The sequence below is a fragment of the Paraburkholderia sp. GAS334 genome, assembly GCF_050436625.1.
GTDB lineage: Bacteria > Pseudomonadota > Gammaproteobacteria > Burkholderiales > Burkholderiaceae > Paraburkholderia.
This window is the reverse complement of record NZ_JBNDMO010000016.1, coordinates 66,346-80,090: the sequence shown is the minus strand read 5'-3', so window position 1 is coordinate 80,090 and position 13,745 is coordinate 66,346. Positions and strand designations below refer to the sequence as shown.

The window sequence follows — 13,745 nt, the reverse complement described above, 5'->3', positions numbered from 1 at the left end:
GCGTCGAAATTCACTGCGAATCCACGTAGCGCTCGCCCGAAGGACGATCCGACGCGTAGCTCCTCATGCTGTAGCGCTGCACCCGCCCCTGCGCTTCCTGTCGATCGAGACGGAAGCCCGGTTCAACCGTGGGCCGGTTGACGATGAACGACATGCGCATCGTCTCGAAGCCGCGCACCGAATCGAACGCGTTGATCTTGATGTAGTGCTGCGGATACGATTTGCGGCACGCGTTCACCTCCTGCAACACGCCTGCGGCGTCGTGAAGATCGAACATCGGCAAGCCCCACATTTCCCAGTACGTGTTGCGCGGATGCGGGTCGTCGGTGTATTCGACGGAGCATGCCCAGCCCTCGCGTAATGCGTAGTCGATCTGCAGGCCGATTTCCTCGTCGGTCAATTCCGGCAGAAATGAGAATGTGCCTTGAGTGATGCGCATGGTGGACCTCTTCGTTCGAACCAGCGATGAGTGATGCTTAAGCCGCAGTCGGCGTAGCAGCGAAATCGGGTGTATCGGTCGACGCATAGTTGAACGTCACGTCGCGCCACGTATCGAGCGCCTGCTTGAGCGGCGTGCACCAGCGCGCGGCGGCTTCGAGCAGTTCCGGCCCTTCGTTGACGATGTCGCGCCCTTCATTGCGCGCTTTCACGATCGCTTCGAGCGCCACGCGATTCGCCACCGCGCCCGCCTGAATGCCCGCTGGATGCCCGATCGTGCCGCCGCCGAACTGAAGAATCGCATCGTCGCCGAACAGATCGATCAGCTGGTGCATCTGTCCCGCGTGAATGCCGCCCGACGCCACCGGCATCACCTTGCGCAAACCGGCCCAGGGCTGGTCGAAGAAAATTCCGCGCGACAGATCGACCTCGTTATGCGACGCACGGCACACGTTGTAATAGCCCTGCACGGAAAGCGGATCGCCTTCGAGCTTGCCGACCGCCGTACCCGCGTGAGCATGATCCACGCCCGCCATGCGCAGCCACTTCGCGATCACGCGAAACGAGATGCCATGATTGCGTTGGCGCGTGTACGTGCCGTGCCCCGCGCGATGCAGATGCAGGATCATGTCGTTCCTGCGCGCCCATTTCGACATCGACTGGATCGCCGTCCAGCCGATCACCAGATCGATCATCACGATGCACGAGCCCAGCTGCTTCGCGAATTCAGCGCGTTCGTACATGTCTTCCATCGTGCCGGCCGTCACGTTCAGGTAATGGCCCTTCACTTCGCCGGTTTCGGCCTGCGCGCGATTCACCGCTTCCATCGAGAACAGAAACCGGTCGCGCCAGTGCATGAAGGCCTGCGAGTTGATGTTCTCGTCATCTTTCAGAAAATCGAGCCCGCCTTTAAGGCCTTCGTAAACGACGCGTCCGTAGTTCTTGCCCGACAGCCCGAGCTTCGGCTTGACGGTCGCGCCAAGCAGCGGACGTCCGTACTTGTCGAGCCGCTCGCGCTCGACGACGATGCCCGTCGGCGGTCCCTGAAACGTCTTCAGATAGGCCACCGGAATGCGCATGTCTTCGAGCCTCAACGCTTTCAGCGGCTTGAAGCCGAACACATTGCCGATAATCGATGCAGTGAGATTCGCGACCGAGCCTTCCTCGAACAGATCGAGTTCGTAAGCGATATAAGCGAAGAACTGCGGCTCCGCTGCGCTCGACGCAGGCACCGGTTCGACCCGATACGCTTTCGCGCGATACATGTCGCACGCCGTAAGCCGGTCGGTCCAGACGACCGTCCATGTCGCCGTCGACGATTCGCCTGCCACGGCCGCCGCGGCTTCTTCCGGTTCGACACCCGGTTGCGGCGTAATGCGAAAGAGCGCGATAACGTCGGTATCTTTCGGTGTGTAATCCGGTTGCCAGTAGCCCATCTCGCGATACTTCATGACACCGGCCGCATAGCGGGAACGCGGATCCGCTCTATTGCGTTCGTGCGATGCGGGCTCGATGGCGGCCTTGCTGAAGTCGTTCATGAAATGTCCTCGGTGGTTGGATACGCGCCAGGCGAAGCAGAAGGGGCGGCGGCTGTCAGCCTGCGTCCATGTCCGCAATGTAGGCGCGCCCCTCATCGAAGGGAATTCACGAATTTCTTTGCCATCCCTAAGCGATTCTTTGGCTCACGTTGAGATCAGTGCGTGCACAACTGCCAGAAACTCGTATGATGGTGAAACACTTTGCTGCGTTTCTGCGACAGTAATCCGCGCAACCCGTGACGTTCGCAGCGAGGTTCCAGTGTCCGCTTCACTGTGCTGTTTCTGGCACGGCGCTTGCGTGATTTCCGGTGCTGATCCGTTCCGGCGCGGCTCGATGTGTCGGCGGCGAAAGCCCCAACCAACCTTGGAGGATGACTATGCAGTGGACGACACCGAGTTACACCGATATGCGTTTTGGTTTCGAAATCACGATGTATATCGCAACCCGTTAATCCCGCACGCGCCGCCTTCGCGCGGCTGCCGTGCGGCAATGCTCCAGCCAGCACAGCGCTGGCAACCCCGCCGGCTCGTAGTACGCCGCAACGTTCAGCGTTCCTCGCCATGATTTACGAAACGATCGTTACGACTGTGGCGCGCGACGGCCGGCCTCACATTGCGCCGATGGGTGTGCGTTTTGAAGACGGACGCGCAATCCTCGCGCCGTTCAGACCTTCCACCACGCTCGACAACATCCTCGCCACCCGCGCCGCTGTCATCAATTTCACGAACGACGTGCGCGTCTTCGCCGGCTGCGTCACAGGCTATGCGTTTGACTGGCCCACATCGCCCGCTACGCGCGTGGCAAGCGTGCGACTCGACGGCGCGCTCGCGCACACGGAACTCGAACTCGACGAAGTGCGCGACGATGGCGAGCGCCCTGCCTTGCACATGCGTTGCGTGCACCAGGAAATGCACGCGCCGTTTCCCGGCTTCAATCGCGCCCAGGCAGCAGTCGTTGAAGGCGCGATTCTCGTCAGCCGGCTTTTCATGCTGCCTGCCGCGAAAGTGGACAACGAAGTCGCCTATCTGAAGATCGCCATCGACAAAACCGCGGGCGACGCTGAACGCGTCGCGTGGGGCTGGCTGATGGACGCAATCGCGCGTTATCGCGCGCAGGCGGGCACGTCGCCGGCTGCATCATCGAAAGCCTCGTCGGACCCGTCGCCGAACCCGTCATCGAATACGTCACGCGCCGCCTGACGCGTTGCAGCAAAGCCCCCCTTTTCTGGAGACTTCCATGACCGCACTGCTCGCGAGCGTCCGCTCCTATGACGAAGCATTCGACGCCGCGCAGGCCGGCGCCGAACTCATCGATCTGAAAGAACCGCGCGATGGCGCGCTGGGTGGCGTACCGGTCGACGAAATTGCGCGCATCGTGCGGGCACTGCGCGCGCACTATCCGGTGAAGCCGATCAGCGCGGCAATCGGCGACGTGCTGAACGACGCGCTCGACGACATCGCCGCACGCGTGATTGGCGTGAGCGACACCGGCGTCGATTATGTGAAGGTAGGCGTCACGGCGGGATCGTCGGCGCGCGCGTGCCTCGCGCATCTTGCGAGCCTGCCCGCGACGGTGGTGCCAGTGCTGCTCTGCGATGAAGGCGTCGATGCGGCGCTCTCGGACTATGCGGCCGGGCTGGGCTTCGCCGGCATCGTGTTCGATACGGCGAGCAAGGACGGCCGCACGCTATTCGACCGCGTCGACATGGCGACGCTGGCGCGCTGCCTTTCCGTGATCGCCGCGCGCGGCGCAATGACGGGCGTCGCAGGTTCGCTCGGCTGGGCGCAGCTCGCGCAGATTCACGCGCTCAAGCCGGATATCGCGGGTTTTCGCACGGCCTTGTGTGCCGAAGGACGCTCGGCCCGGCTCGATCCCGGCTACGTCGCACGGTGGGCCGAGGCGCTGCATCATGCGCCGCGCGAAACGCATGTGATGTGACGACGCGCGTCAAGCCCCGCAGACCGCCGCACGTTGCTCTGCCTACGCGGCCGGTACGTGCAGCAACCGGTCGCGCATCAGTGCCACATCGCGCCGGTTCAACAGCTCGACGACATAGTTCGCGTCGCTGACGTAGTTCACGAAGCGCGCGTCGAGCACGCCATCCAGGCTCAGCGAGGCCAAAGGTGTGCCCGCCTCCACCTCACACGATTTCACGACGATCAGGCGCTCGGCGTTGAGCGTCGTCGACAGCCACGCGGCGAGGCTGTCCGATGTGGTGTCCCAGTTGGTGGTCGCGTCGGGCGTGTCGCGCATCAGGCCGGTCGGCACCCACACGGCGACCTGCCCGTCACGCAGCGCGCGGCGGATGCGCTCCTCATTGGCGGCCAGGACCAGTTCGGGCAATACGCCCTGCATCAGGATCGCGTATTGCGTCATCGCCAGAAGGCACATGTTGTGAGCCGCTAGGTCGTCGAAGTGCCACTCGCTCTGATACTGGCGGACCTGGTCGGCGAAATCGCCGCCGCCCGGCACGATCACCACGCGCCCGCCGCCGAGTTCCCAAAGCTGCGTCAACCATTCGCGCAGCAGCGGGTCGTGACTGAGGCTTCCGCCGATTTTCACCACCCACATGACCGATACCCTCGCTCCAGGTTGACGCCATCGACGGCTCCTTTTCTGCTTCGGGCCGACGCGCTCCGTGTTGTGTCCCGCAATCCCGTTTCACGCAGTCTGGGCGGCCTCCACGCGCGCCCCCGAGTGCGCCAGCAGTGCTACCGCGACGCTCGGCGCGCACGTCGCGACCCATTCGGCCAGTTCAGCGTTCGCAGGCGGCACGCCGGCCAGCACGGCGAAATCGATATATCCGCGCCCGTCCTGCTGCGCGAGCGCCGTCGCGAGAAAACGTCCGCATCCCGCGCCGACGAGTGGCGCTGCCGCCAGTGCCGGGTGGGCAACCCGCACGCGTGCGAGGTTCGTCGCGATGGTCGAGAGCTGCTCGTGACGCCAGCGCTGCGCGAAGCGCCGCCATTCGGTTTCGGTGGCGTCGGCGGCGTCTCGGCCGATCATCCTCGCGATCCGCACGCGGCTGGCCGCTTCGGTCTTCGGGCCGTTATCCGCGCTCGGGTGCTGGTCGTGCGCGGGCCACAGTTCGCCCGTCAACCGGTAGACGTCGGCGGTTGTAGCAAACCATTCGTTCATGACGTTCGTCGTCTGGTCGCGAAACAGGATCTGGTGCGTGACGCCGCATAGCGGCGTGCGCACCACGCCCTGATAGACCAGTTCACCGCTGACGAGCCGCGCGGCATCGTTCGCGCCTTGCGCCACCACCCGGCCGCCGACGACAGGAATGATGTCCGTGGTCGTGCTGCCGATATCGATGAGTACTGCGTCGGGCACGCGCGTCGCGAGCCATTGCGCCGTCGCCAGCCAGTTCGCCGAGGCCACCGCGCGCCACTGGTCCGCGCAGGCGGCGGCGTCCAGCCAGCCCTCGGCGCCTGCGAAAAAGCGCGTCTGCGGGCCGAGACGTGCCGCGAGCGCGCGGGTCAACGCACGTACGCCGGTTGCGCGATCGGCGAACAGATCGACCATTTCGCCCGTCATCGTCAATGCGTGCTGCGCAGCAGCAGCGCCCGCGTCGGGCCAGCGTGTGAAAACGTGATCGATCGCGCGCTCCAGGTGATCGAGCCCCTGCCACAGCGGACACGCCCATTGCGCGACATCGCACAACGCACCCGATGTGTCGATCATCGACACCTTCACGTGCGCGCCGCCTACATCCCAGCCAAAGGTCGGCGCGTGAACGGGCGAAGAGATGTGCACGCCGTTCATGACGCGACCCTGCGCTCGCCCATCCCGGCATGGCGCGCCGAAACGGACGCTGCGTCAACGCCGGAAGACCTCACCGTCACGCCATGCGATTCCAGCAGCCAGCCCGCGAGATTGCGCCCGAGCCGCGCCGACAGCCCCGCATAGGCCGCCGTCAGACGCGGATTAACCTCAATCACGACAGGACCGCGCTGCGGATGCCACACGAGGTCGATCCCCACGAAGCCACGCAAGCCCGGCAACGCGGCGACAACACGTTGCGCCAGCGCATCGAGTGCACGACCCCGCTCGCCTCGACGATCGATCTGGTCGACCTGTACGCCGCTGAACTCGATCACGCGTTCAGCGTGACCGGGTGAAGCCATATCGGGTATGCCGATCTGCTGCCGGTTGATGCTGATGAGTTCAGCACGGTCCCCGCCGCAGATCAGCGAGAGGCTGAGCGGTTCGCCCTCGACCCACGCCTGAAGCACCGGGTTGCGCCCAGATGCGACGCGTGCGTGATATTCGGCGCAGGCGTCGGCGAAGCGGTCGAAGAGAAACGTATCGAGGCCACCCGCGCCGTCATCCGGCTTGACGACCCAGCCGCTTCCTTCCGATGGCGCAGCGTGTTCGTGTTCAGGGGCGAACGCGGGCGTCACAGCAATGCCATCTGCTGCGAGACAGGCCGCCGTCGCGCGCTTGCTCGACGCGATGTCGATCGCCTGCTCCGTGCAGCCAAGCCAGCGCGCCGCGCCCACGGCATCGTGCAACTGACGCAGCAAGCCATCGCATTCCGGCGCGATCACCCACGCGTAATCGTGCTCGCGGGCCACACGCGCAACAAAGTGGCTCATGGTTTCGCCAGGCGCCGCGCGGCAATGCGCGACTGACGCATCGATGTGCTCGAAGCGCGAACTCGCGAACGTCACGTGCACGCCTTCGAGTTCGCGCAGATCGGCGACAAGCGCATCGCGCATTGCGCGGCCTTCGACGATCAGCGCGCTCAGGTCAGCGAGACTCCCCTCGCCGGCCAGGTCCGGATCGATGCCGCCGCCGGTCAGGTACTCGTACACAAATAGCTTGGTCACGGGAGGTCATCCATGCAGGTGAGATCCGGGGCGTGTATGGCGCGTAGATCCGCGCGTCACGCCGCTCTGGGCCCAGCGCCTCTGCACGACACAATATCCGTGCCACGCGGGCACGGAACAATCCAGGTGTAATGCGTTGGCAAGGCGGGGTGTTGCAGCGCGCAGCAATCGGGTGACACAGTGTTTCAGAACGAAGCACATACTGTGCTGTGCGGACGTGCTGCTTCTGCGTGCCCTTGCACAGGGCACATCACGGCAGACGATCGCCGATGCCGAGATGTGAACGGCCCGTGATCCGCATCTCGCGCGGATCCGTTCGACACGCGATACTGCGAACCGCATGCGGCGCCGCAGCGCTCGCAAACCGGCACGGTCCTTGCTGAAAACGCCACCATGCACCGTTCGTCCACCCATCCGTCGAGTGCCGGCCCGACGGGCGCGTCCGCGTCCATCACGTCCGACTGGACCTGCCCTTTCTGCCCGCTGCTCTGCGATGACATCACGGCAGGCGTGAACAGCGACGGCAGCCTGAGCGCGCCCGCCACCCATTGTCCCCGGCTTGCCGGGGCGCTCACGCTGTACGGCGCAGCCGACGCGAGCTGCAAGCCGTCGATCGATGGACAGGAAGCCGACCTCGACACTGCGCTCGCGCGTGCCGTCGATATTCTGTCGGGTGCGCGCAGCCCGCTGTTCGGCGGCATGGCCACCGATATCGCGGGCGCACGGGCGCTGTATACGCTCGCTGCCGGGTGCGGCGCGATCGTCGATCATCTGCATGGCGACGCACTCGTGGCGTCGACGCTTGCGCTGCAGGATCGCGGCGCGTTCTTTACGACACTCTCCGAAGTACGCGCACGCGCTGATCTGGTTGTGGTGTTCGCGTGCCAGCCGTCCGCCCGATATCCGCGCTTTTACGAGCGCGCGTTCGGCGCGACGGATAGCGACGTCCCGGCACGCACGCTGAAATTCGTCGCCTGTGAAATCGATCCGGCGGTAAATACAAGCGGTCATGTCAGCGCATCCGTCCTCGGCAATGCGGATCTGTTCGACCTGCTCGCGCTATGGTCGGCATTACTGGAGGGCCGCAGCGTCGAAGCGCTACACGACGGCAGCGGCACCGCGCGCGAACTGGCGACGCTCAACGAAGCCATTCACGCCGCGCGTTACACCGTGTTCGTGTATGAACCCGGCGCGTTGCCCGGGCCGCACGCTGCGTTGCTCATCGAAGCGCTGAACCGCATCATCAAGGCCGTTAACCGGACCTCGCGCGCCGGCGGCCTGCCGCTCGGCGGCGACGATGGCGCGTTGAGCGTCAATCAGACGATCACGTGGCTATCGGGATTCCCCTTACGCACACGCGTCGCGATGCCGGGACGTCTCGCGGAACAGCCGTCGCTCGAATACGACCCCACGCGCTTTCGCACCGGGTCGCTGCTCGCAGATCGGGAGATCGACGCGTTGCTGTGGATATCGAGCTTTTCACCGCAGCCGCTGCCGGACACGCTCGATCCCGATGTACCCGCCATCGTGCTGGGCCATCCAGCAACGGCCGCAACAGTCGGCAGCGCCCGTCGCGGACCGACGGTCTTTGTTCCTGTGGCGACGCCAGGCATCGACAGCGGCGGCCACCTGTTCCGCACCGACAGCACCGTCGTCGTGCCGCTCTTCGCCGCCCGCGACGCCGGTCTGCCGACAGTCGCCACGATCGCCGCGCGTCTTGCGGAAGGCCTGAACGACGTCAAGCGGAGCGCGCCATGAGCCTCACGCGGCTAACCGGCGGCATCGTCTACGATCCGGCAAACGGCGTCGACGGCGAACGACGCGACCTCTATATCCGCGACGGCCGCATCGTCGCGCAACCCACTTCCGGCGCGACGGTCGATCACGATTACGACGCTACCGGCATGATCGTGATGGCGGGCGGCATCGATCTGCACTCACACATCGGCGGCGGCAAAACGAACCTGTCGCGACTGCTGCTGCCGGAAGATCATCGCAACGACCCGATCCGCGATGCCGGTTACGAATCGGCAACGGACACCGAGGGCCGCTATCTGCGCATGCCGTCGTGCGGCGTTTGCGCACCGGGCACGCTCGCGACGGGCTATCGATACGCTGAAATGGGCTACACCGCAGCGTTCGAGCCGGCGATGATGCCTTCGAATACACGGCACACGCATCTGGAAATGGGCGACACGCCGATCATCGATCACGGCGCCTACGTGATGCTCGGCAACGATGAACTGCTGCTGCAAATGCTCGCCGCGCGCGATGATTTCGAGCGTCTGCGCGATTACGTCGGCTGGACCTTGCACGCGAGCAAGGCGCTCGGCGTGAAAGTGGTGAATCCAGGCGGCATCTCGGCGTTCAAGTTCAACCAGCGCTCGCTCGATGTCGACGAAGCGCACGTGCACTATGGCATCACGCCGCGCGACGTGCTGCGCACCCTGTCGCGCGCGTTGACCGAACTGCGCGTGCCGCATCCGCTGCATGTGCATGCGAGCAATCTCGGCGTGCCGGGCAATATCGCTTCCACGATCGCCACGATGGACGCCGCCGACGGCCTGCCCATCCACCTGACGCATATCCAGTTCCACAGCTATGGCATCGAAGGCCCGCGCAGGTTTTCCTCCGGCGCACGTGCCATCGCAGAAGCCGTGAACGCGCGCCCCAACGTATCGATCGACGTGGGTCAGATCATTTTCGGGCAGACCGTCACCGCTTCCGGCGACACGATGATGCAGTTCAAAAACGCGCCGCTCGCTTCACCGCGCAAGTGGATCGTCGGCGATATCGAATGCGATGCAGGCTGCGGCATCGTGCCGTTCCGCTATCGCGAGCAGAGTTATGTGAATGCACTGCAATGGATCATTGGGCTGGAGATCTTTCTCCTGATCGACGACCCGTGGCGCGTTTCGATGACCACCGACCATCCGAACGGCGGCCCGTTCACGAGCTACCCTCATCTGATCCGGCTTCTGATGGATAAAAGCTTTCGCGACGAACAGATCGCAAAGCTGCATCCCGAGGCGCAGGTGGCGAGTTCACTGCCCGAGCTCACACGCGAACTGTCGCTCTACGAAATCGCGATCATCACGCGGGCCGGTCCGGCGCGTCTCCTGGGTCTGAAGGATCGCGGCCATCTCGGCGAAGGCGCGGCGGCGGATATCGCTGTCTATCGCGACGCGGCGGATCGCGAGCGGATGTTTTCGTCGCCCGCGTATGTGTTCAAGGACGGCCAGATTGTCGCGCGCGACGGCACGTTAGTGGCTACACCGACAGGCGGCATTCACTACGTGTCGCCCGAATTCGATCGCGGCATCGAAAAAACGCTGCGCGCGTATAGCGACGCGAACCTCGTCGGCAACTTCGCGCACGCCGCGATCAGCGACGACGAAATCTGCGCGTGCTGTCGCGGTGGCCGGCTGCTGCCTGTCGAATGCCTGACGGCGGTGAACCCATGACGACCGCCTCGACCTCAACGCCCATGGAGATCAACGGCACCCTGATCGACGACACCTTCGCGGAAGCGTTCCCGATGAAGGCGACGCGGCTGGTCATCACCGCGCACACCGCGGTCTGGGCGAAGTACGCCGCACAATCGCTGACTGGATTCGCGACTTCCGTGATCGGATGCGGCTGCGAGGCCGGCATCGAGCGTGAACTGACCGGCGGCGAAACGCCGGACGGACGGCCCGGTATCGCGGTGCTGCTGTTCGCAGTGTCGTCGAAGGAACTGGCAAAACAGATCGAACGGCGCGTCGGCCAGTGTGTGCTGACGTGCCCGACTACCGCGATCTATAGCGGCATCGACCCCGCTACGAGCCGCGCGCCGCTCTCGGACGCCGCTGCGCTCGGCAAAAATCTGCGTTTCTTCGGCGACGGCTGGCAGATTTCGAAGATGATCGGCAACACGCGCTACTGGCGCGTGCCGGTGATGGACGGCGAATTCGTCTGCGAGGAAACGACGGTGACGGTGAAAGCGGTCGGCGGCGGCAATCTGCTGCTGCTCGGCACTGACATCGACACCGCGCTCGCCGCCGCCGAAGCCGCCGCCGCCGCGATGCGGGCGCTGCCGAACGTGATCATGCCGTTTCCAGGTGGCGTGGTGCGCTCCGGCTCGAAGATCGGCTCGAAATACGCGGGCGCAACGGCATCGACCAACGACGCGTTCTGCCCCACCCTCACCGGCCTCGCGAAAAAAAGCGAGCTGACGGCGGAAGTGGGTTGCGTGATGGAAATCGTGATCGACGGCCTGACCGACAGCGACGTCGGCGCGGCGATGGCGGCCGGCATCACGGCCGCCACCGCGCGCGGCCGCGCTGCCGGCGTGCTGCGGATTTCGGCGGGCAACTACGGCGGCAAGCTCGGCCCCTATCACTTTCATCTGCGCGAACTGGCGACGGCCGCCGGGCGGAGCCCCGCATGAGCGCGACCACGACCACGCTGCGCGTAAAGCACGCGCCGGGTTTTCGGGTCGATGCCGCGCGCCTGCTGCCCGTGGCGCTCGCCGCGTTGCCGGTCGCGGAAGTTGCCCGCATCCGGTTGCCCGCCGGCAACGAAACCTGCGTGGTCGGCGATCTGTTCGACCTCGCGCGCGCGGACAGCGAACACGTCGCGCTGGAAATCGAAGGCGATGCGTGCTGGCTCGACCATGTCGGCGCGCATCTCGCGGAAGGCGCCCTGACCTTGCACGGTTCGTGCGGCGATTACACCGGGTTCCGGATGAACGGCGGCCTAGTGCGTATCGAAGGCGATGCGGGCCGCTTTACCGGCTGCGAGATGAGCGGCGGGCGCCTGACGGTAACGGGCCACAGCGGCGACTTCGCTGCGGGCGCGCTGCCGGGCGACATGGAAGGCATGACGGGCGGCACGCTGACGATCCATGGTAATGCGGGCGCGCGCCTTGCCGACCGCATGCGGCGCGGCCTCGTGCTGGTCGGCGGCGATGCGGGCGAATGCGCGGCGTCGCGGATGGTGGCGGGTACCGTCGGCATTGCAGGGCACACGGGCGCGCACTACGGTTATGGGATGCGGCGCGGGACCCTGCTGCTGATGCAAACGCCCGCGCAGCTGCCGCCGACGTTCACCGAGGGCGGACGCGGCTTCGAAGTTTTCTGGTCACTGCTGGTGCGTTCGTTCGCGCAGGAGATCGCGCCGTTTTCGACGGCGTTGCGCAGCGCAGCATTACCGCGGCGCTATGCGGGCGATCTGGCGGTGGATGGCAGGGGCGAACTGTTGATCGTCCGGTAGCGTCGACGACGATCAGGTGGAACGGCCGGGCCCTGGGTAAAACCCGATAGCACCCGACGCGCGACAGGAACAAACAGAAAGTGGGCGACGCGTTCGTCAAGGCGACGTCCAAGAAGAACAAATGGAGGCAGGCATGAACACTGCGCATTCGCCAGGTGCAACACGGAATCTCCGTGCGCACGGGCCGCGCTTTGCGCCATCGCTGATCGCGCTGCACTGGCTGATCGGCCTCATCATCATCGCGATGCTGGGCGTCGGTCTGTATATGGTCGGCCTGCCGAAAGGTCTGCCTTTCAAGGCGACGCTGATCAACTTCCACAAGTCGCTGGGGATGACAGTTTTCCTGCTGGTGCTGATCCGCATTGGGGTGCGCAGGGCCGTCGGACGACCGGCCCTGCCGCCGATGCGAGCGTGGCAACGCGCCGCCGCGCGCATTACGCAGGTTCTTTTATACGTGGGAATGATCGTGATGCCGCTAAGCGGTTATCTCGGCTCGTCGTTCAATTCATACGGCACGCGTTTCTGGGGCATCCTGCTACCGGAGTGGGGCTGGGACGATAAAGGCCTGCGCAGCTTCTTCTTCGGCATTCATGGAATCTGCGCATGGACCATGATCGCGCTGATCGCACTGCATATCGCAGGTGCGCTCAAGCATCAGCTGATCGACCGCGATGGATTGATTGCGAGGATGCTGCCATGAGGGCTCGTTATATGCGTTCAGATGCAGTGTCGCAGCATGGAGGCGCCCGATGAAAATCCGCGTACTGGGTTCATCGGCGGGCGGCGGCTTTCCGCAATGGAACTGCAACTGCCGCAATTGCGACGGCGCGCGTCGTGGCACGTTGAAGGCGACGCCACGCACGCAGTCGTCGATCATCGTCAGCGCGAATGGCGAGGACTGGCTGCTCGTCAACGCGTCGCCGGATATCCTCGCGCAGATTGCCGCGCATCGTGAACTGCAACCGGCGCGCCGCGCACGCGACAGCGGTATCGCCGCGGTACTGACAATGGACGCGCAGATCGATCACGTCACCGGCCTCCTGATGCTGCGCGAGCGCGATACGCCGTTGCCGCTCTATACGACCGATGTCGTCTGGCAGGACCTGAGCACGGGTTTCCCGGTGACGTCGATCCTGTCGCACTACTGCGGCGTCGAGCGACACAGCGTGCCTTTCGAAGGCGACGGGTTCTCGATTCCGGCGCTGCCCGGTGTACGCATCGAAGCGCTCGCGCTGTCGAGCAAGGCACCGCCGTATTCGCCGCATCGCGAGGCGCCCCAGCCTGGCGACAACATCGGTCTCTCCTTCGTCGATATGCAAACGGGCAAGCGCGCGTTCTATGCGCCGGGCCTCGGCGCGATCGAGCCGCATGTGCTGGCGGCGATGCGTAGCGCCGATCTGCTGCTGATCGATGGCACCTGCTGGACCAATGACGAAATGATCCAGCTCGGACTTTCGAAGAAAACCGCCGCGGACATGGGGCATCTCGCGCAGACCGGCGCGGGCGGCATGATCGACGTGCTCGATTCGATCGTTACCCCCAACGTGCGCAAGGTGCTGATCCACATCAACAATACAAATCCGATTCTTGTCGAGGATGGACCCGAGCGTCGCGTGCTGGCCGAACACGGCATCGAAGTCGCCTTCGATGGCATGGCATTCGAACTCTGACGCATGACAC

At 64.8% G+C, this 13,745-nt stretch carries 14 protein-coding genes; 9 read left to right on the top strand and 5 right to left on the bottom strand.

The window, feature by feature from the left end; translation table 11 throughout:
• Positions 1-10 precede the first annotated feature (10 nt).
• Positions 11-439 (bottom strand): ribulose bisphosphate carboxylase small subunit, encoded by a 429-nt coding sequence (locus P3T21_RS25520; RefSeq protein WP_429258739.1) that lies wholly within the window; start codon positions 437-439, stop codon positions 11-13.
• Positions 440-476: 37 nt separating this feature from the next.
• Positions 477-1,976 carry a form I ribulose bisphosphate carboxylase large subunit gene (locus P3T21_RS25515; RefSeq protein WP_429258738.1) on the bottom strand — a complete coding sequence of 500 codons (1,500 nt, stop codon included), beginning with the start codon at positions 1,974-1,976 and terminating at the stop codon, positions 477-479.
• Positions 1,977-2,353: 377 nt separating this feature from the next.
• Here P3T21_RS25515 and pqqA point away from each other — a divergent pair, with 377 nt between their 5' ends.
• The 3 genes from pqqA (at position 2,354) to P3T21_RS25500 (ending at position 3,915) form a co-directional block, all read left to right on the top strand.
• Positions 2,354-2,428: a pyrroloquinoline quinone precursor peptide PqqA gene (gene pqqA / locus P3T21_RS25510; RefSeq protein ID WP_013342881.1), complete on the top strand. Its 75-nt coding sequence runs from the start codon at positions 2,354-2,356 to the stop codon at positions 2,426-2,428.
• 109 nt (positions 2,429-2,537) lie between these two features.
• Positions 2,538-3,176 (top strand): DUF447 domain-containing protein, encoded by a 639-nt coding sequence (locus P3T21_RS25505; RefSeq protein WP_429258737.1) that lies wholly within the window; start codon positions 2,538-2,540, stop codon positions 3,174-3,176.
• A 37-nt stretch (positions 3,177-3,213) separates the two neighbouring features.
• Positions 3,214-3,915: a (5-formylfuran-3-yl)methyl phosphate synthase gene (locus P3T21_RS25500; RefSeq protein WP_429258736.1), complete on the top strand. Its 702-nt coding sequence runs from the start codon at positions 3,214-3,216 to the stop codon at positions 3,913-3,915.
• 42 nt (positions 3,916-3,957) lie between these two features.
• Here P3T21_RS25500 and P3T21_RS25495 read toward each other — a convergent pair whose 3' ends face one another.
• From P3T21_RS25495 to P3T21_RS25485, 3 genes are all read right to left on the bottom strand, one after another.
• Positions 3,958-4,548 (bottom strand): aspartate kinase, encoded by a 591-nt coding sequence (locus P3T21_RS25495; protein ID WP_429258735.1) that lies wholly within the window; start codon positions 4,546-4,548, stop codon positions 3,958-3,960.
• Between the two features lie 90 nt (positions 4,549-4,638).
• On the bottom strand, positions 4,639-5,745 hold the full coding sequence (locus P3T21_RS25490) for a hydantoinase/oxoprolinase family protein (RefSeq protein WP_429258734.1): 1,107 nt from the start codon (positions 5,743-5,745) through the stop codon (positions 4,639-4,641).
• Complete coding sequence (locus tag P3T21_RS25485) at positions 5,742-6,812, bottom strand: ATP-grasp domain-containing protein (RefSeq protein WP_429258733.1); 1,071 nt, start codon at positions 6,810-6,812, stop codon at positions 5,742-5,744. The genes P3T21_RS25490 and P3T21_RS25485 overlap by 4 nt, the downstream gene beginning before the upstream one ends.
• A 393-nt stretch (positions 6,813-7,205) precedes the next feature.
• Here P3T21_RS25485 and P3T21_RS25480 point away from each other — a divergent pair, with 393 nt between their 5' ends.
• The 6 genes from P3T21_RS25480 to pqqB all read left to right on the top strand — a co-directional run bounded on the left by P3T21_RS25480 (position 7,206) and on the right by pqqB (position 13,735).
• A complete protein-coding gene (locus tag P3T21_RS25480) occupies positions 7,206-8,570 on the top strand; it encodes a formylmethanofuran dehydrogenase (RefSeq protein WP_429258732.1) in 1,365 nt (454 codons plus the stop codon).
• Complete coding sequence (locus P3T21_RS25475) at positions 8,567-10,276, top strand: formylmethanofuran dehydrogenase subunit A (RefSeq protein WP_429258731.1); 1,710 nt, start codon at positions 8,567-8,569, stop codon at positions 10,274-10,276. The genes P3T21_RS25480 and P3T21_RS25475 overlap by 4 nt, the downstream gene beginning before the upstream one ends.
• On the top strand, positions 10,273-11,241 hold the full coding sequence (fhcD, locus tag P3T21_RS25470) for a formylmethanofuran--tetrahydromethanopterin N-formyltransferase (RefSeq protein ID WP_429258730.1): 969 nt from the start codon (positions 10,273-10,275) through the stop codon (positions 11,239-11,241). The genes P3T21_RS25475 and fhcD overlap by 4 nt, the downstream gene beginning before the upstream one ends.
• Positions 11,238-12,065, top strand: a complete 828-nt coding sequence (locus P3T21_RS25465; RefSeq protein ID WP_429258729.1) for a formylmethanofuran dehydrogenase subunit C — start codon at positions 11,238-11,240, stop codon at positions 12,063-12,065. The genes fhcD and P3T21_RS25465 overlap by 4 nt, the downstream gene beginning before the upstream one ends.
• A gap of 133 nt (positions 12,066-12,198) precedes the next feature.
• A complete protein-coding gene (locus tag P3T21_RS25460) occupies positions 12,199-12,765 on the top strand; it encodes a cytochrome b (RefSeq protein WP_429258728.1) in 567 nt (188 codons plus the stop codon).
• Between the two features lie 49 nt (positions 12,766-12,814).
• Positions 12,815-13,735: a pyrroloquinoline quinone biosynthesis protein PqqB gene (gene pqqB, locus P3T21_RS25455; RefSeq protein WP_429258727.1), complete on the top strand. Its 921-nt coding sequence runs from the start codon at positions 12,815-12,817 to the stop codon at positions 13,733-13,735.
• Positions 13,736-13,745 lie beyond the last annotated feature (10 nt).

Excerpts from the sequence above, each read along its gene's own strand:
- P3T21_RS25515 (WP_429258738.1), bottom strand. The coding sequence starts at position 1,976 with ATGAACGACTTCAGCAAGGCCGCCATCGAGCCCGCATCGCACGAACGC.
- P3T21_RS25520 (WP_429258739.1), bottom strand. The coding sequence starts at position 439 with ATGCGCATCACTCAAGGCACATTCTCATTTCTGCCGGAATTGACCGAC.
- pqqB (WP_429258727.1), top strand. The coding sequence starts at position 12,815 with ATGAAAATCCGCGTACTGGGTTCATCGGCGGGCGGCGGCTTTCCGCAA.
- fhcD (WP_429258730.1), top strand. The coding sequence starts at position 10,273 with ATGACGACCGCCTCGACCTCAACGCCCATGGAGATCAACGGCACCCTG.
- P3T21_RS25475 (WP_429258731.1), top strand. The coding sequence starts at position 8,567 with ATGAGCCTCACGCGGCTAACCGGCGGCATCGTCTACGATCCGGCAAAC.
- P3T21_RS25495 (WP_429258735.1), bottom strand. The coding sequence starts at position 4,548 with ATGTGGGTGGTGAAAATCGGCGGAAGCCTCAGTCACGACCCGCTGCTG.
- P3T21_RS25460 (WP_429258728.1), top strand. The coding sequence starts at position 12,199 with ATGAACACTGCGCATTCGCCAGGTGCAACACGGAATCTCCGTGCGCAC.
- P3T21_RS25480 (WP_429258732.1), top strand. The coding sequence starts at position 7,206 with ATGCACCGTTCGTCCACCCATCCGTCGAGTGCCGGCCCGACGGGCGCG.
- P3T21_RS25465 (WP_429258729.1), top strand. The coding sequence starts at position 11,238 with ATGAGCGCGACCACGACCACGCTGCGCGTAAAGCACGCGCCGGGTTTT.
- P3T21_RS25505 (WP_429258737.1), top strand. The coding sequence starts at position 2,538 with ATGATTTACGAAACGATCGTTACGACTGTGGCGCGCGACGGCCGGCCT.
- P3T21_RS25500 (WP_429258736.1), top strand. The coding sequence starts at position 3,214 with ATGACCGCACTGCTCGCGAGCGTCCGCTCCTATGACGAAGCATTCGAC.
- P3T21_RS25490 (WP_429258734.1), bottom strand. The coding sequence starts at position 5,745 with ATGAACGGCGTGCACATCTCTTCGCCCGTTCACGCGCCGACCTTTGGC.